General features: G+C 62.6%; 14 protein-coding genes and 1 pseudogene. 12 read left to right on the forward strand and 3 right to left on the reverse strand.

The genetic code is table 11. The features are described 5' to 3' along the window. The 11 genes and pseudogenes from purU to CO676_RS21760 form a co-directional block, all read left to right on the forward strand. Positions 1-224 (forward strand): annotated as a pseudogene (gene purU / locus CO676_RS21710) (formyltetrahydrofolate deformylase); the annotation flags it as partial. A gap of 165 nt (positions 225-389) precedes the next feature. Beyond that, the gene (locus CO676_RS21715; RefSeq protein ID WP_014762025.1) at positions 390-992 is read left to right on the forward strand and encodes an amino acid synthesis family protein; all 603 of its coding nucleotides are present in this window, start codon (positions 390-392) and stop codon (positions 990-992) included. A 23-nt stretch (positions 993-1,015) separates the two neighbouring features. Then, complete coding sequence (locus CO676_RS21720) at positions 1,016-1,843, forward strand: alpha/beta hydrolase (protein ID WP_097522599.1); 828 nt, start codon at positions 1,016-1,018, stop codon at positions 1,841-1,843. Next, a complete protein-coding gene (locus CO676_RS21725; RefSeq protein ID WP_097522600.1) occupies positions 1,840-2,772 on the forward strand; it encodes a flavin reductase in 933 nt (310 codons plus the stop codon). Before CO676_RS21720 ends, CO676_RS21725 begins: the two co-directional genes overlap by 4 nt. A 3-nt stretch (positions 2,773-2,775) precedes the next feature. Further along, a complete protein-coding gene (locus CO676_RS21730) occupies positions 2,776-3,816 on the forward strand; it encodes an LLM class flavin-dependent oxidoreductase (RefSeq protein WP_014762022.1) in 1,041 nt (346 codons plus the stop codon). A 5-nt stretch (positions 3,817-3,821) separates the two neighbouring features. After that, the gene (locus tag CO676_RS21735) at positions 3,822-5,285 is read left to right on the forward strand and encodes an aldehyde dehydrogenase (RefSeq protein ID WP_097522601.1); all 1,464 of its coding nucleotides are present in this window, start codon (positions 3,822-3,824) and stop codon (positions 5,283-5,285) included. Between the two features lie 5 nt (positions 5,286-5,290). Further along, a complete protein-coding gene (locus CO676_RS21740; RefSeq protein ID WP_097522602.1) occupies positions 5,291-5,617 on the forward strand; it encodes an NIPSNAP family protein in 327 nt (108 codons plus the stop codon). 37 nt (positions 5,618-5,654) lie between these two features. Further along, positions 5,655-6,665: an ABC transporter substrate-binding protein gene (locus CO676_RS21745; protein WP_097522603.1), complete on the forward strand. Its 1,011-nt coding sequence runs from the start codon at positions 5,655-5,657 to the stop codon at positions 6,663-6,665. Between the two features lie 95 nt (positions 6,666-6,760). Continuing rightward, positions 6,761-7,633, forward strand: coding sequence for an ABC transporter permease (locus tag CO676_RS21750; RefSeq protein WP_014762018.1), 873 nt, complete (start codon positions 6,761-6,763; stop codon positions 7,631-7,633). Position 7,634: 1 nt separating this feature from the next. Further along, on the forward strand, positions 7,635-8,435 hold the full coding sequence (locus CO676_RS21755; RefSeq protein ID WP_097522604.1) for an ABC transporter permease: 801 nt from the start codon (positions 7,635-7,637) through the stop codon (positions 8,433-8,435). Further along, positions 8,432-9,514, forward strand: a complete 1,083-nt coding sequence (locus CO676_RS21760; protein ID WP_097522605.1) for an ABC transporter ATP-binding protein — start codon at positions 8,432-8,434, stop codon at positions 9,512-9,514. Before CO676_RS21755 ends, CO676_RS21760 begins: the two co-directional genes overlap by 4 nt. Before the next feature lie 290 nt (positions 9,515-9,804). On the opposite strand, the gene CO676_RS21765 is transcribed toward CO676_RS21760, so the two are convergent. The 3 genes from CO676_RS21765 to CO676_RS21775 all read right to left on the reverse strand — a co-directional run bounded on the left by CO676_RS21765 (position 9,805) and on the right by CO676_RS21775 (position 12,424). Then, positions 9,805-10,500 (reverse strand): GntR family transcriptional regulator, encoded by a 696-nt coding sequence (locus CO676_RS21765; RefSeq protein WP_097522606.1) that lies wholly within the window; start codon positions 10,498-10,500, stop codon positions 9,805-9,807. Positions 10,501-10,676: 176 nt separating this feature from the next. Then, positions 10,677-11,651 carry a mannonate dehydratase gene (locus CO676_RS21770; RefSeq protein WP_014762014.1) on the reverse strand — a complete coding sequence of 325 codons (975 nt, stop codon included), beginning with the start codon at positions 11,649-11,651 and terminating at the stop codon, positions 10,677-10,679. A 74-nt stretch (positions 11,652-11,725) separates the two neighbouring features. Continuing rightward, positions 11,726-12,424, reverse strand: coding sequence for a FadR/GntR family transcriptional regulator (locus CO676_RS21775; protein ID WP_097522607.1), 699 nt, complete (start codon positions 12,422-12,424; stop codon positions 11,726-11,728). A gap of 138 nt (positions 12,425-12,562) precedes the next feature. Here CO676_RS21775 and CO676_RS21780 point away from each other — a divergent pair, with 138 nt between their 5' ends. Beyond that, entirely contained in the window at positions 12,563-14,155 is a 1,593-nt protein-coding gene (locus CO676_RS21780) for an ABC transporter substrate-binding protein (RefSeq protein WP_097522608.1), read from the forward strand. Positions 14,156-14,172 lie beyond the last annotated feature (17 nt).

The raw sequence follows: 14,172 nt of genomic DNA on the forward strand, positions 1-14,172 counted from the left end.
TCACCGCCGACCTCGACGAGGGGCCGATCATCGAGCAGGACATCGCCCGCATCACCCATGCACAGTCGGCCGAGGACTATGTGTCGATCGGCCGCGACGTCGAAAGCCAGGTGCTGGCCCGGGCCGTCCATGCGCATATCCACCACCGCTGCTTCATCAACGGCAACCGCGTCGTGGTCTTCCCGCCGAGCCCGGGATCCTACGCTTCGGAACGGATGGGCTGAAGCTTCAAAAAATACCGTTAATCGACAGCCCCGCTCGGCCCCCGAGCGGGGTTTTTTCATTTCATGACGCTGAATTCCCTCGCCTTTCTGCATCCTCAAAAACGCCGCTTGACTTGCCAGTATTATGGCATCCCATACTATGTAATAGAGATTGAGGAGACGGCGATGCCCATCGAAATCCGTAAGACGCTGCTGCAGGTGGAGACGACGCTGATCGAAGGCGGAAAGACTGCGCCGGTGCCGCTGAAACTCTATTCGGCCATAGCCGTGGTGAAGAACCCCTGGGCCGGTGCCGGCTATGTCGAGAACCTGAAGCCGGAAATTCATGCCGCTGCGCCGGTTCTTGGTGAACTACTGACGAGGATGATCATCGACGCGGTCGGGTCGGGCGAGGCGGTCGAGGCTTATGGAAAATCGGCGATCGTCGGTCTCGACGGCGAGGTCGAGCATGCATCGGCGCTGATCCACACGCTGCGCTTCGGCAATCATTACCGCCAAGCCGTCGGCGCCAAATCCTACCTCGCCTTCTGCAATACACGCGGTCCGGCAAACGCCGCCTTGATGATCCCGCTCATGGACAAGAATGATGAAGGGCGTCGCTCGCACTACCTGACCATCCAGACCTCCGTCGCCGATGCGCCGGCGGCAAACGAGATCGTCGTTGCGCTTGGCGCCTCGGTGGGCGGACGTCCGCATCACCGCATTGGCGACCGCTACCAGGATCTTAAGGATCTCGGGCAGGATGTCGCCAACCCGGCCGGCGTTTGACGCCGTAGTCCTGGACCACGACGATGCTTCAATCTGAGCGAACAGAATTCACGGGTCTCGGTGCCAGGCGAGCTCGAACGGCGCATGGTACCGCCTATGTGGAGATCGGTCATGGCGAACCGCTTGTCCTCATCCACGGGGTCGGCATGCGGCTCGAAGCCTGGACGCCGCAGGTTGTCGCCCTGTCCGCCCGGCACCGCGTCATTGCCGTCGACATGCCCGGCCATGGTGAGAGCGACAGGCTGGATGCTGACGCGAAGCTCGAAGATTTCGTCGCCTGGCTGGGCGTCCTTCTTGACGATCTGAAGCTGGACCGCGTCAATCTCGCCGGCCATTCGATGGGCGCGCTGATCGCTGGCGGTGCGGCGGCCACATTTGGTGCACGCATCCGCCGCGTGGCGCTTCTCAATGGCGTCTACCTACGCGACGCTGATGCCAAGGCAGCCGTCATCGCCCGGGCCCGGACGATCGGCGAGCGTGCGGCCGATGTCGATGGGCCGCTGAAGCGCTGGTTCGGCGAGGGCAGCGAAACTGCGCCGTTCTATGAGTTGACGCGAAGCTGGCTGCAGACGGTCGACCCTGAAGGCTATGCGACCGCCTATAATGCCTTTGCGCATGGCGACAATGTTTACGCTGCGCGCTGGCCCCAGGTGCGTTGTCCGGCCTTGTTCCTGACCGGTTCGGAGGACCCGAACTCGACGCCGGAAATGGCGCTTGCCATGGCCGTCGCGGCGCCGTGCGGCCGGGCGCATATCATCGAAGGGCACCGCCACATGGTCAATCTGACGGCGCCGGATACGGTCAATGCGATTCTCGCGGACTGGCTCTCAAGGGAAGGGGAGAAGTCATGACAGCAGCTTCTTGGGACCCGCGCACACTGCGCGACGCTTTCGGGTCATTCATGACCGGGGTGACGGTCGTCACAGCGAACGACGCGTCCGGAAATCCGATCGGTTTTACCGCGAACTCCTTCGCATCGGTGTCGATCGACCCGCCGCTTCTGCTCGTCTGCATCGCCAAGACCTCACGCAATTTCGCGACGATGACATCAGCCAATGGTTTTGCGGTCAACGTTCTTTCGGAAAAGCAGATAGCCGTGTCCAACACCTTTGCCAAACCGGTGGAGGATCGGTTCGCGGCGGTCGAATGGAAGCGCGGTCCGCATGGTGCGCCGATCCTGGCCGGCGTCAGCGCCTGGTTCGATTGTTCGCTGAACGAGATTGTCGACGCAGGCGACCACGCCATCCTGATCGGCCGCGTGGAGGCCTTCGAGAACGGCGCCATGGCCGGGCTCGGCTTTGCGCGCGGCAGCTACATCACGCCGGGCCTGTCCGGCAAGGCGGTCTCGGCCGCCGCCGAGGGCGCCCCGCTGATTGCCGCCGTCGTCGAGCGCGACGGCGCGGTCCTGCTGATTCCGGAGGCCGACGGCCGCTGGCGCCTGCCGCAAATGGCCCTCAAGGGCGGTGAGGCACTGGCGGTGCTGCAGGACTATCTGACGGCCACCACGGGATTGGCGATCGAGGTCGGCTTTCTCTATTCGGTCTACGACAACAAGACGACCGGTCACCAGCACATCGTCTATCGCGCCGGCGCCGAACCCGGCGAAACCCAGGCCGGACGCTTTGTTCCCCTTGCGGAATTGCCGCTCGACAACATGGACAATCCGGCCACCGCCGATCTCTTGAGGCGCTTTGCAGCCGAGAGCGCGCTGGGCAATTTCGGCGTTTATGTCGGCGATGAGAAACAGGGCAAGGTTCACCCCTTCGCCAGAAAGGCCTGACCCATGAAATTCTCGCTTTTTGTGCATCTCGAGCGCCTCAACCCCGGGCAGACGGACGAGAGCCTCTACCGCGAGTTCATCCAGCTCTGCGAGATCGCCGACCGTGGCGGCTTCTCGGCCATCTGGACCGGCGAGCATCACGGCATGAGTTTCACCATCGCGCCCAATCCGTTCCTCAGCCTCGCCGATCTCGCCCGCCGCACGAAGAATGTCCGGCTCGGTACCGGCACGGTGATTGCGCCATTTTGGCATCCGATCAAGCTCGCCGGCGAAGCAGCGATGACCGACATCATCACCGAGGGCAGGCTCGATATCGGCATCGCCCGTGGCGCCTACAGTTTCGAGTACGATCGGCTCGCCCCCGGGCTCGACGCCTGGGGCGCCGGCCAGCGGATGCGCGAGCTCATTCCTGCCATAAAGGGGCTTTGGGAAGGCGACTACGCGCATGAGAGCGAGTTCTGGACGTTTCCGTCGACGACCTCGGCGCCGAAGCCCGTGCAGGAGCCGCATCCGCCGATCTGGGTTGCGGCGCGCGACCCCAACAGCCATGAATTCGCGGTCGCCAACGGCTGCAACGTGCAGGTCACGCCGCTCTGGAACGGCGACGGCGAGATCGCCAGCCTGATGGAGCGCTTCGAGGCGGCCTGCGCCAAGAAGCCGGAGATCGAGCGCCCGAAGATCATGCTGCTGCAGCATGCCTATGTAGGCACCGACGAAGCCGATCTCGAGCAGGCGGCCAAGGAGCTCAGCGTCTATTACAACTACTTCTTTGCCTGGTTCAAAAACGAAAGGCCGATCCGACAGGGCCTCATCGAAACCATCACCGAAGAGGAGATGGCGGAAAACGCCATCGTCTCACCGGAGGTGATGCGCAAGAACCTCGCCGTCGGAACTGCCGATCAGGTGATCGCTCGGCTGAAGGCCTACGAGGCGTTGGGCTACGACGAATATTCCTTCTGGATCGATACGGGCATGAGCTTCGAGCGCAAGAAGGCCTCGCTCGAGCGCTTCATCGCCGAGGTCATGCCGGCATTTGCGGAGTAGGGCACATGCAGCGGTTCCAGTCTTACATCGGTGGCGAATTTTCAGATGGCGAAGCCCGGTTCGAAAGCATCGACCCGGCGACCGGCGCCGCCTGGGCGGAGATGCCGGAGGCGCGGGAAGCCGATGTCGATCGCGCCGTCGAGGCCGCGCATAACGCTCTTTACGAAGGGCCGTGGTCCAAACTGACCGCCACGCAGCGAGGCAAGCTTCTCTACAAGCTCGGCGATCTCGTCGCCGAGAACGCCCAGAAACTTGCTGAACTGGAGACGCGGGACACGGGCAAGATCATCCGCGAGACTTCGGCGCAGATCGCTTATGTCGCCGAGTATTATCGCTATTATGCCGGGATCGCCGACAAGATCGAGGGTTCCTATCTGCCGATCGACAAGCCGGACATGGATGTCTGGCTGCGCCGCGAACCGATCGGCATCGTCGCCATGGTCGTGCCCTGGAACAGCCAGCTGTTCCTGTCGGCGGTGAAGATCGGCCCGGCCCTGGCTGCCGGCTGCACCATGGTGGTGAAGGCCTCGGAGGACGGGCCGGCGCCGCTCCTCGAATTTGCCCGGCTCATCGACCAGGCGGGCTTTCCGGCCGGCGTCGTCAACATCATCACCGGTTTCGGCCCCTCCTGCGGCGCCGCGCTCAGCCGTCACCCCAAGGTGGATCATATCGCCTTTACCGGGGGGCCGGAAACGGCCCGTCATGTGGTGCGCAATTCGGCAGAGAACCTCGCCTCGACCTCGCTCGAGCTCGGCGGAAAGTCCCCCTTCATCGTCTTCGCGGACGCCGATCTCGAGAGTGCGGCCAATGCCCAGGTCGCAGGCATCTTTGCCGCGACCGGCCAGAGCTGCGTCGCCGGTTCGCGGCTGATCGTCGAGAAAAGCGTCAAGGATCACTTCCTGGAAATCCTCAAAGCAAAGGCGGAAGCGGTCCGCATCGGCAGCCCGCTCGACATGGCGACGGAAGTCGGGCCACTCGCGACACGGCGTCAACGCGACCATATCGAGGCGCTGGTCGCGCGCTCGCTCGCCGCCGGCGCCAAATTGATCACGGGCGGCAACGCACTCGAAGGTGCCGGTTACTATTATCGGCCGAGCATTCTCGATTGCGACGGCAGCGCCTCGCCCTCGCTCGAGGAGGAATTTTTCGGACCCGTCCTTTCGGTGCTGTCCTTCGAAACGGAAGCGGAGGCGCTCGCCCTCGCCAACAATAGCAGCTACGGCCTAGCGGCGGGGGTCTTCACGCAGAATCTCACCAGGGCGCACCGCCTGATGAAGGGGATCCGCGCCGGGATCGTCTGGGTCAACACTTACCGGGCAGTGTCGCCGATCGCGCCCTTCGGCGGGTTCGGGCTTTCCGGTCACGGCCGCGAGGGCGGCATGGCCGCCGCCCTCGACTACACAAGGACGAAGACCGTCTGGCTCAGGACGTCGGACGAGCCCATCCCCGATCCCTTCGTGATGCGGTGACGGCGATGTTCTACGAGATCCGCACCTATCGGCTGAAGAACGGCGCGATTCCCGCCTACCTGAAGGTGGTCGAGGAAGAGGGCATCGCCATCCAGACGAAGCATCTCGGCGAACTCGTCGCCTACTTCTTCTCCGAGATCGGGCCGATCAACGAGATCGTCCACATCTGGGCCTATGTGAGCCTCGACGATCGCGAGAGGCGTCGCGCTGCACTCATGGGAGACCCGGATTGGCGGGCGTTCCTCCCCAAGATACGCGACATCATAGAAGTCGCGGAGAACAAGATCATGAAGGCGGCGCGCTTTTCGCCGACAGGCGGCAGCGCGTCATAGAACAACCAAGCAAAACCGGACCACGGAGCAAGGGAACATGAAGAAGATATTCGTTTTGGCGGCCACTGCCGCGACAATTGCAACAGCAATGCCGGCGACGGCCGCGGATCTTGTCTTTTCGAGCTGGGGCGGCACGACGCAGGACGCGCAGAAGATCGCCTGGGCCGAGAAATTCACCGAAAAGACCGGCATCAACGTGCTTCAGGACGGACCGACCGACTACGGCAAGCTCAAGGCCATGGTCGAGGCGGCCGCCGTCACCTGGGACGTCGTCGATGTCGAGGGCGACTACGCCGCTCAGGCCGGCAAGAACGGCCTGCTGGAGAAGCTGGATTTCTCGGTGATCGACAAGTCTAAGCTCGACCCGCGCTTCGTCACCGACTATTCGGTCGGCAGCTTCTATTATTCCTTCGTGATCGGCTGCAACAAGGATGCGGTCGATGCCTGCCCGAAGACTTGGGCGGATCTCTTCGACACGGAGAAGTTCCCTGGCAAGCGCGCCTTCTACAAGTGGTCGGCGCCGGGTGTCATCGAGGCGGCCCTGCTTGCCGACGGCGTGCCTGCCGACAAGCTCTATCCGCTCGATCTCGACCGCGCTTTCAAAAAGCTCGACACGATCAAGCCGGACATCATCTGGTGGGCTGGCGGAGCGCAGTCGCAGCAGCTGCTCGCTTCCGCTGAGGCGCCCTTCGGCAGTGTCTGGAACGGCCGCATGACGGCGCTGGCGCAGAGCGGCATCAATGTCGAGACCTCCTGGGAGCAGAACATCACCGCCGCCGACTCGCTCGTCGTGCCCAAGGGCGCGAAGAATAAGGAAGCAGCGATGCAGTTCATCGCGCTCGCCACGTCTGCCCAGGCGCAAGCCGATCTCGCCAAGGCCACCGGCTACGCGCCCATCAATCTCGAATCCCCGAAGCTGATGGACGCGGAACTGGCGAAATCGCTGCCGGATGCGCAGACGGCGAGTCAGGTCAATGCCGACATGAACTATTGGGCGGAGAACCGCGACGCGATCGGCGAGCGCTGGTACGCCTGGCAGGCGAAATAAATAGAAAAGGCGGGGAGGGGCCAGGCGTCCTTCCCGCCGATCTGGCGTGAGGGCGCGAGGAGCGTCCCTCGTGCCCGCTAATGGGAGAGACAGCCATGTTGTCGCGCACCGACGCGAAGGCGGCAGGATCGAACGTCCCTGCACGCCTGACGCTCACCGACTTCGATCTGACCTTGCCGGCGCTCGGCCTGCTGGTCCTTTTTTTCGTCGTGCCGGTCGCCATTCTGTTGGCGCGCAGCGTCTCGGAGCCCGTGCCGGGCTTCGGAAACTATGCCGAACTGCTGGGCTCCTCCACCTATCTCAAGATATTCGCGAACACGTTCCTGGTTTCCGGCCTGGTCACCTTCGTCTCGCTGGTCATCGGCTTTCCCGTCGCCTGGGCGCTAGCGGTGATGCCGAGCCGCTTCGCTTCGGTGATCTTCGCCATCCTGCTTCTGTCGATGTGGACCAACCTGCTGGCGCGCACCTATGCCTGGATGGTGCTGTTGCAGCGCACCGGCGTCGTCAACAAGCTGCTGGTCGGTCTGGGCCTCATCGACACACCGCTTCCGCTCGTCAACAATCTGACGGGCGTGACGATCGGCATGACCTACATCATGCTGCCCTTCGTCATCCTGCCCCTCTATGGCGTCATCAGGAAGATCGATCCGGCTATCCTGCAGGCGGCGGCGCTCTGCGGCGCCAACCGCTGGCAGGCGCTCGTGCGCGTTCTCCTGCCGCTGGCGATGCCCGGAATGGCGGCCGGCGCGCTGATGGTCTTCGTCATGTCGCTCGGCTACTTTGTCACCCCGGCGCTGCTCGGCGGCACGGCGAACATGATGCTGGCCGAACTCATCGCGCAATTCGTCCAGTCGCTCGTCAACTGGGGCATGGGTGGTGCTGCGGCCCTGGTGCTGCTGGTCGTCACCCTGGCGCTCTATGCGGTGCAGCTCCGCTTCTTCGGCACAGACCGGATGGGAGGACGCTGACATGCTCCTGAATTTCGATCGTCTCGGCTGGTGGAAGCTGGTTCTGATCGGCATCACGGTGCTGACAGCCGCCTTCCTGCTCCTGCCCATCCTGTTCATCGCGGCGCTGTCCTTCGGCTCGTCGCAATGGCTGATTTTTCCGCCGCCCGGCTGGACGCTCCAATGGTACCGGGAGCTTCTCGCCGATCCGCGCTGGCTGGAGTCCGCCTGGACGAGCTTCCAGATCGCAATCATCGTCACGGTTCTTTCGGTCCTCCTCGGGCTCGTCACTTCCTTTGGGCTGACGCGCGGGCGCTTCATGTTTCGCGAGGCGCTGAAAGCCCTGTTCCTGACGCCGATGATCCTGCCCGTCGTCGTTCTCGCCGTGGCGCTCTACGCCTTTTTCCTGCAAATCGGCCTCAACGGAACTCTGACCGGTTTCGTCATTTCCCATCTGGTGCTGGCGCTGCCCTTCTCGATCCTGTCGATCACCAATGCGCTCGAGGGCTTCGACAAATCGATCGAGGACGCCGCCGTGCTGTGCGGTGCGTCCCCATTCGAGGCGAAAATCCGCGTGACGCTGCCGGCCATCAGCCACGGCATCTTCTCGGCGGCGATCTTCTCGTTTCTCACCTCATGGGACGAAGTGGTCGTCGCAATCTTCATGGCGAGCCCGACGCTGCAGACGCTTCCCGTCAAGGTCTGGGCGACCTTGCGGCAGGACCTGACGCCTGTCGTCGCCGCCGCCTCCACCCTTCTCATCCTGCTCACCGTGCTCTTGATGGTGCTTGTCGCCCTCGTTCGCAAAGGATTGAAATCATGAGCAAACCTTTCCTGCAAATCCGCGGCATCCGCAAGGAATACGGACCCGTTACCGCCGTCCACGACGTCAATCTCGACGTGGCGCAGGGGGAATTCCTGACCTTTCTCGGGCCATCCGGATCGGGAAAGAGCACGACGCTCTATATCCTCGCCGGCTTCGAGGATCCGACCCGCGGCGACATCGTGCTGAACGGCAAGTCGCTGCTGTCGACGCCGTCGCACAAGCGCAATATCGGCATGGTGTTCCAGCGCTATACGCTGTTCCCGCATCTCTCCGTCGGCGAGAACATCGCCTTCCCGCTGAAGGTCAGGCGGCTTCCAAAGGCGGAGGTCGACGCCAAGGTGCGCGACATGCTGAAGCTCGTGCGGCTCGAAGGCTTCGAGGACCGCAAGCCGGCGCAGATGTCCGGCGGACAGCAGCAGCGCGTCGCGCTGGCGCGCGCGCTTGCCTACGACCCGCCGCTGCTGTTGATGGACGAGCCGCTTTCCGCCCTGGACAAGAAACTGCGCGAGGAGATCCAGCACGAGATCCGCCGCATCCACCAGCAGACGGAAGTGACGATCCTCTATGTCACGCATGACCAGGAGGAGGCGCTGCGGCTCTCCGATCGGATCGCCGTTTTTTCGAAGGGTATCATCGACCAGATCGGCACGGGGCCGGAACTCTATGCCAATCCGACGACCCGCTTCGTCGCCGAATTCATCGGCGATAGCGATTTCCTGCCCTGCGATCTGGTGACGGCCGCAAATGGCAAGGCGGATATCGCGCTGGCCGGAGCGACGGTCATTCCAAACGTACCGGTTCATGGCCGGCCGGTCGCCGGAGGCAAGGCGGCGCTGATGCTGCGACCGGAACGCCTGAGCCTGACGAGATCGGCGCCGGGCGGCTCGACCGCGGTTCCCGTCACGGTGAGCGACATCACCTTTCTCGGCAACAACATTCATGTCGCGACTCAGACTGCGAAGGGTGACGCTCTGGCGGTCCGCCTTCCGTTCGGTCATGAGGCGATTTCCAGCCTCAACCGCGGTGATAGGGTCTGGCTTGGCTTCGATCCGGCGACGGCGCACGTCTTCTGCTAAAACGGCGGAAATTCCGGAAAGCGGGTGTTAACACCTCCCTCTGCCCAGCCGGCCATCCCCTTGTGGGCTCACAGGGGGGAGCGGAGGTGGGACCGCTGTGCGCCAGGGCCTGTTGCTGCGATGAGTTAACTCCTTCGAGAAAAAAGGATGGGGGAGCTCGCCGCTCGCTGATCTCCCCCCTTGTGGGGGAGATGCCCGGCAGGCAGAGGGGTGCAACCCGGGTGGGCCGAGATGTTACTGCCGTAATAGCCGGTGGTCTCAGCAACAACCCAATCAGCTCAGTTATCGCTCTATCCTCTGTTCCCGCCTTGCTGCTCGGCCAGAAGCGCCTCGGCAATCGCCGCGGCATTTGTGACATGCACGTTGGCCGCCTCGTAGGCCGCCGCGCCATCGCCGGCCTTGATCGCGTCGATGATCTTCTGCATCTGGGCCGGCCCTTGCTTGTTGCGGTCGGGTGTCTTGATCGTCATCGACCGCAAATGATTGATCCTTGCCGTGATCGAATTGACGATACCCCAGGCGACATGGCGTCCGGAATTTTCGAACAGCGTGCGGTAGAAATCCGTCGTGGCGGTGAGGACCGCGGGCAGCTCATTTGCGGCATAGGCTGTCCGGATGCGCGCAAGGATGCGCTCGAGCTCGGCCACCACGCGCGGGTCCTTTTGCGTGGCACAGGCCTTGGCAGCGATGCCTTCGAGCACGCCGCGGATTTCGTAGATCTGCCGGGCTTCTTCCGGGGTGGTCTCGGCGACGATCGGGCCGCGATTCGGTTGGATGGCGACAAGGCCTTCCGATTCCAGATGGCGCAGCACTTCGCGGACGATCGTCCGGCTTACGCCGAGCTGATCGCACAGGTCGCGCTCGACAAGCCGTTCGCCCGCCCTGAAATGCATGTTGACGATAGCGTCGCGCATCTTTTCCAGCGCAAGCTCGCGAAGTGTCTTCTCTGGACGAAGAACCCGCATCGGCTGATCAGACACGCTCATGGGACGTTCCCTTTCCGCTCGCGACGTATTATGGGATACCATATTATCACGAAGGAACGCTTGTGTCAGCAGGGAACGCCGCATGGTGCATCCCCAAAATAGGGGACGCTATCTGCCGGTCGGAAGAGCCGTTCCCGAGAATGCCGCTTAGGAATGAGCTTGGGACGGCTTGCAACTTATGAGGCGGAAAGCGATTGGATGAGCGCCGCGATATAACCGTAGCAAAAGGCGAAGGCGACGCCGGTCGGGTCGCGGCCGCTGATCGTCGGGACGTGGTCGGGCATCACCATATATTGGTATCCGACCTCGCGATAGATCTTCAGCGAGCGCACCATATCCATGTCGCCTTCCTCGGGGAAGGTTTCCATGAAAGATAGCTTGCCGCCACTGATGTTGCGGAAGTGCACGTTGAAGATCTTGCCGCGCGTGCCGAACCAGCGGATGATCTCGTCGATCTCCTCACGCGGATTGTCCAGCATCTCGCCGATCGAGCCCTGGCAGAAATTCAGGCCATGATAGGGGCTCTCGTGCATCTGTACGAACTTCTTCAGACCTTCGACCGTCCCTAGAACGCGCGTCACGCCGCGATAGCCGGGCGGCGTGTAGGGATCGTGCGGATGGCAGGCGATGCGAACCCGGTTGCTTGTCGCAACCGGCACGACCCGTTCCAGGAAATAGTCGATGCGCTCCCAGTTCTCGTCCTCCGACAGCACGCCGGCAAGTCCCGGCGCGGCGCTCTGGTCGACTCGCTCCCAGCGAAAGGCTTCGTTCATCGAGCCGCCGCGGCCGCGCTCCATTTCGCTGCGGGGAATGCCGATCAGGTTCAGATTGTACTTTGCCGACGGAATGCCGGCCCGGGCGCAGTTCTCGATCATGCGGCAGACGGCGTCGATCTGGCGGTCGCGCTCCGGTCCTGCCAGCAGGATGTCGGGATAGGAGGCTTTCTCGATGGGTTTCGAGGGCAGGGGAAGCTGAACCATGTCGAGCACCAGGCCGAAGCTCTCGACATGGTCGCGGTGCCTTTCAAGGTCTTCCAGGGTCCAGCTTGCCGGTGGACCCGGCGGGTCGGCGCAGATGTTCTTGACGCCAAGCTGGGCGTAGACCCGGTAATCCTCGTCGTCGCGGGCAGCGACCTGCGTTCCTACATACACGGACAGACCTCCTTCCATGCTAATTCCATGATGTCATATGACATAATATGAATTTGCTAGAGCTGTCGAGCGGATTATTGCTCGGCGAGACGCCGATAGCGGCGCTGGCTGCCGATGATATGGTTGCGCATCGCTTGCCTGGCACGTTCGGGATTCTGGTCCTCAATGGCCGAGAGAATTTCGCCGTGCTCCGCGTGGACGCTAAGCAGATAGGCCTTGTCTGCGGCTTCGGGCAGCGTCGTGAACTGGCTACGGGGAATGGCGCGCGGCCCGAATTGCCGCATGACATCCAGGTAGAATCGGTTGTTGGTGGCAGCGGCGATTGCCATGTGGAATTCGAAATCGGCCTCGACAGTTGGCTTCCCCTCGTCGATCAATTGAGCCATCTTTCTGTTGGCGGCGGCGATGGCCGCTTCTTGTTCGGCAGTCCGGCGATAGGCGGCAATCGCCGCGGCCTCGCTCTCGGTGGCCAGCCTGAACTCGAGGAGTTCAAGGGTTTCCGGGATGCTTCTTATCTCCACGGGGGTCAGCGTAAAGCGCTGGTTCGCTTTGGGATCGCTGACAAAGACGCCCTTGCCCTGGATGGGGCGGACATAGCCGGCGGCGCGCAAGTCGGCGATCGCTTCGCGCACCACCGTGCGGCTCACGCCGAAGTTCGCCTCCAATTGCGGCTCGGTCGGCAGCTGGTCGCCCTCCTTCAATCGGCCGGCTTCGATCTGCCGGCGCAACTCATCGATCACCTGCTGCGCCAGTCGCTGTCTTCCGCCCGTCATCGTCCCCTCGTCATGTACCCTGCTTTTTCACACCCGCAGTCGTAAGGCGCTTGCCAATGCCGCACAATTTCGCTAAGTCATCATATGACATAGGAGCGACATAATACGTCTTCTATATTAAGTCAGGGAGGAGATTCAATGAAGCATTTTTCGAAGGGCCTCATTGCAGGGGCCGCGGCAATCGTCCTGGGCTTCGCTGCGCCGAGCGTAAACGCTGCAACTCCCGACGACCAATTGGTCATCGGCACGTCGCTTGCCCAGGTTCTGTCGCTCGATCCGCAGCAGGCGACCGAAGCGAAGGCCATCGAGATCATGTCCAATCTCTATGACCGGCTGGTGAAGACGGACAGGTCCCGCAAGATCCTGCCGCAACTCGCCGAGAGCTGGGAGATCGATGACAAGGGCATCACCTTCCATCTACGCGAGGCGACTTTCGCCTCCGGCAACCCGGTTACGGCCGACGATGTGGTCTATTCGCTGGCGCGACTGCTCAAGATGGATCAGGCGGCGGCGGCCAATTTCAAGCGCATCGGCTACAAGGCCGACAATGTTGACAAGCTCGTCAGAGCGGTGGACCCGAAGACGGTGCGCATCGACCTTTCCGGTGAAACCACCGCGGAACTGCTGCTCTACCGGCTGGCGATGAATGTCGCGAGCGTTGTCGACAGCGTCGAGGTCAAGAACCACGTCGAAAACAACGACTACGGCAATGCCTGGCTGCGCACCAATTCGGCAGGCTCCGGCCCCTTCACGCTGAAGCGCTGGACGCCCAATGAAATGGTCATTCTCGAGGCGAACGCGGATTATGTGGGCGGCGCTCCGCATATGCGTCGCGTCATCGTGCGTCACGTGCCGGAGAGCCAGGTGGAGCGCCTCATGCTCGAGCGCGGCGACATTGACGTCGCCAGCGCACTCAGCGCGGCGGACCTGAAGACCTTCGAAAGCCAGCAGGGCTTCGAGGTCCAGCGGGTGCCGACCGGCGGTTTCTACGTTCTGTCGATGAATGCCGGCAACGAATATCTGGCCAATTCCAAGGTGCGCGAGGCGATCGCCTACAGCATCGACTACAAGGGCATAGAGCAGACGATCATGGGGCCCTATGGCCGCGTCCGTAACGTGCCGGTGCCGGAAGATTACGAATATGCCGTCCCCAATCCAGACTGGCACTTCGATGCAGCGAAGGCCAAGGCGCTGCTGGCGGAGGCGGGCTATCCGGACGGCTTTTCGCTGACGCTGAAGACGATTGCGCAAACGCCGCGCATCGACCTTGCGACCGCCATCCAGGGGTCGCTCGGGCAAGTCGGGATCAAGATCGACATCCAGCAGGGCAACGGCTCGGACATCATCGCCGATCACCGGGCGCGCAATTTCGACCTGCTCATTCCTCAAACGGGGGCCTACATGCCCAACGTGCTCGGCTCCATGGAACAGTTCTCCAGCAATCCGGACAATTCGAAGGAAGCGAACAACGCCGGTAATTTCGTCTGGCGCTCGGCCTGGGACATTCCGGAGCTGACAGCGCTGACGGCCAAGGCCTCGCTCGAGCCGGACGCGAAAAAACGCGGCGAACTCTATGTCGAGATGCAGAAAAAGTTCGTGGAGCTGAAGCCGGCCGTGCTGCCGCTTTTCGAGCGCTTCGAGCCGATCGTCGTCAATGCGCGGGTGAAGGACTACGTCGGTCATCCGAACCAGCTGACGCGCCTCGAAGGCGTCACCAAGACATCCGACTAACGGCGTCGGGGCACGGC

Source organism: Sinorhizobium sp. BJ1 (assembly GCF_002531555.1).
Lineage (GTDB): Bacteria > Pseudomonadota > Alphaproteobacteria > Rhizobiales > Rhizobiaceae > Sinorhizobium > Sinorhizobium fredii_B.

Bases quoted from the DNA above. Each gene is read 5' to 3' on its own strand.
- CO676_RS21715 (WP_014762025.1), top strand. From the start codon at position 390: ATGCCCATCGAAATCCGTAAGACGCTGCTGCAGGTGGAGACGACGCTG.
- CO676_RS21720 (WP_097522599.1), top strand. From the start codon at position 1,016: ATGCTTCAATCTGAGCGAACAGAATTCACGGGTCTCGGTGCCAGGCGA.
- CO676_RS21725 (WP_097522600.1), top strand. From the start codon at position 1,840: ATGACAGCAGCTTCTTGGGACCCGCGCACACTGCGCGACGCTTTCGGG.
- CO676_RS21730 (WP_014762022.1), top strand. From the start codon at position 2,776: ATGAAATTCTCGCTTTTTGTGCATCTCGAGCGCCTCAACCCCGGGCAG.
- CO676_RS21735 (WP_097522601.1), top strand. From the start codon at position 3,822: ATGCAGCGGTTCCAGTCTTACATCGGTGGCGAATTTTCAGATGGCGAA.
- CO676_RS21740 (WP_097522602.1), top strand. From the start codon at position 5,291: ATGTTCTACGAGATCCGCACCTATCGGCTGAAGAACGGCGCGATTCCC.
- CO676_RS21745 (WP_097522603.1), top strand. From the start codon at position 5,655: ATGAAGAAGATATTCGTTTTGGCGGCCACTGCCGCGACAATTGCAACA.
- CO676_RS21750 (WP_014762018.1), top strand. From the start codon at position 6,761: ATGTTGTCGCGCACCGACGCGAAGGCGGCAGGATCGAACGTCCCTGCA.
- CO676_RS21755 (WP_097522604.1), top strand. From the start codon at position 7,635: ATGCTCCTGAATTTCGATCGTCTCGGCTGGTGGAAGCTGGTTCTGATC.
- CO676_RS21760 (WP_097522605.1), top strand. From the start codon at position 8,432: ATGAGCAAACCTTTCCTGCAAATCCGCGGCATCCGCAAGGAATACGGA.
- CO676_RS21765 (WP_097522606.1), bottom strand. From the start codon at position 10,500: ATGAGCGTGTCTGATCAGCCGATGCGGGTTCTTCGTCCAGAGAAGACA.
- CO676_RS21775 (WP_097522607.1), bottom strand. From the start codon at position 12,424: ATGACGGGCGGAAGACAGCGACTGGCGCAGCAGGTGATCGATGAGTTG.
- CO676_RS21780 (WP_097522608.1), top strand. From the start codon at position 12,563: ATGAAGCATTTTTCGAAGGGCCTCATTGCAGGGGCCGCGGCAATCGTC.